The sequence below is a fragment of the Actinosynnema sp. genome, from assembly GCF_052038725.1.
The window spans coordinates 1-2,381 of the sequence record NZ_JBQGCX010000516.1 but is presented as its reverse complement, the minus strand read 5'-3'; the positions used below and the strand labels follow the sequence as shown (position 1 = coordinate 2,381).

The window sequence follows — 2,381 nt, the reverse complement described above, 5'->3', positions numbered from 1 at the left end:
GCCGGGTAAGCGCCGTCCAGGTACAACGGCTGCGCGCCGGGCGGCGGCCCGGCCAACAGGTCGAATTCCGGGGTGGTCTCGGAGCGGCCCAGGCGGCCGGTGGCGTGCCGGGTCCACGGGGCCTCGGAGCCCTCGGCGCGGGAGTGCACGGTCAGCTCCCGGCCGCCGTCCCGGTCGGGGTCGCCGATGCGGAGCTGGACGTGCACGCCGCCGCGCTCGGGCAGCGCCAGCGGGGCCTCCAGGGTCAGCTCGTCCACGCGGTCGCAGCCGACCTGGTCGCCCGCCCGGACCGCGAGCTCCACGAACGCGGTGCCGGGGAGCAGGGTGGCGCCCGCGAAGACGTGGTGCGCCAGCCACGGGTGGGTGTCGGCGGCGAGGCGGCCGGTGAGCAGGACCTCGTCCGCGCCCGCGACGGCGATGGTCGCGCCGAGCAGCGGGTGGGCGGTCGCGGCCAGGCCCGCCGAGGTGACGTCGCCGGTCGCCGAGGTGGCGTCGAGCCAGTAGCGGCGGTGCTGGAAGGCGTAGGTGGGCAGGGCGATCCGCTTCGGGGCCGCCGTCGCGCGGTCCGCGAGCAGGCCGGTCCAGTCCACGTCGACGCCGCGCGTCCACGCCTGGGCCAGGGACAGCAGCACCCGGCGGGGGCCGCCGTCGTCGCGGCGCAGGGAGCCGATCGCGGCGACCTCGCGGCCGTCCTCCTCGGCGGTCTCCAGCACCGCCGAGGTGAGCACCGCGTGCGGGCTGCACTCGACGAACACGGCGTGCCCGGTGGCGAGCAGGGTGCGGGTGGCGCCGACGAAGTCGACCGTCTCGCGCAGGTTCGTGTACCAGTAGCCGGCGTCGAGCGCGGCGGTGTCGGTGAACTCGGCGGTGACCGTGGAGCAGAACGGGGTGGCGGAGGTGCGCGGGGACAGGTCCGCGAGCACGTCGAGCAGGCGCTCGCGGATCGACTCCACGTGGGCGGAGTGCGAGGCGTAGTCCACCGGGACCCGCTTGGCCCGCGCGCCCTCGGCGCGCAGCTCGGCCTGGAGCGCGTCCAGCCCGGCCGGGTCGCCGGAGACGACGACGGAGCGGGCGCCGTTGACCACCGCGATCGACAGGCCCTCGGCGAGCCGGGGGCGGACCTCGTCCACGGGCAGCTGCACGGACAGCATCCCGCCCTTGCCCGCCAGGTCCTCGGCGATGGCGAGGCTGCGCAGCGCCACGATCGCCGCACCGTCCCGAGTGGACAGCGCGCCGGACGCGACGGCGGCGGCGATCTCGCCCTGCGAGTGGCCGACGACCGCGTCGGGGCGCACGCCGTTCGCGCGCCACAGCTCGGCCAGCGACACCATCATCGCCCACAGCACCGGCTGCACGACGTCGACCCGCTCCAGCGAGGGGGCGTCCTCGTCGCCGCGCGCCACGGCGATCAGGTCCCAGTCCACGAACTCGGACAGGGCCCGCGCGCACTCGGCCATGCGGGCGGCGAAGACCGGTGAGGCGTCGAGCAGCTCGGCGGCCATGCCGACCCACTGCGAGCCCTGGCCGGGGAAGACGAACACGACCCTCGGGTCGGAGAGCACCTCGCCGTCCACGACGGACGCGGCGGCCTCGCCGGAGGCCAGCGCGGACAGCCCGGCGGTGAGCCGCTCCAGGTCCTCGCCGACCACGACGGCGCGCTGCTCCAGCGCGGCGCGGGTGGTGACCAGGGAGTGCGCGACGTCGAGCGGCGCGAGGTCGGGGTGGGCGGCCAGGTGGGCGGCGAGCAGCCCGGCCTGGGCGCGCACCGCGTCCGCGCCGCGACCGGAGACCAGCAGGGGCAGCAGCGCCCCGGTGGGCTCGATCGCTTCCGGCACAACGGTTTCCGGCGCGGTGGTTTCCGGTGCGGCGGTCCCGGCGACCGGCTCGGGGGCCTGCTCCAGCACGATGTGCGCGTTGGTGCCGCTGATGCCGAACGAGGACACGCCCGCGCGGCGCGGGCGCCCGGTCTCCGGCCACGGCCGGGCCTCGGTGAGCAGCTCGACCGCGCCCTCGGACCAGTCGACCTGGTCGGTGCGCTCGGAGACGTGCAGGGTGGCCGGGACCCGGCCCTCCCGCATCGCCATGACCATCTTGATGACGCCCGCGACGCCCGCCGCGGCCTGGGTGTGGCCGAAGTTGGACTTGATGGAGCCCAGCAGCAGCGGGATCTCCCGGTCCTGGCCGTAGGTGGCCAGCAGCGCCTGCGCCTCGATCGGGTCGCCGAGCGGGGTGCCGGTGCCGTGCGCCTCGACGGCGTCGACCTCGGTGTGCGACAGGCCCGCGTTGGCCAGCGCCGCGCGGATGACGCGCTGCTGCGACGGGCCGTTGGGGGCGGTCAGGCCGTTGGACGCGCCGTCCTGGTTGACCGCGCTGCCGCGCAG

At 76.6% G+C, this 2,381-nt stretch carries 1 protein-coding gene; it reads right to left on the bottom strand.

The features are described 5' to 3' along the window. On the bottom strand, positions 1 to 2,381 hold a 2,381-nt coding region (locus ACTUAL_RS10300), incomplete at both ends, for a type I polyketide synthase (protein ID WP_440900110.1).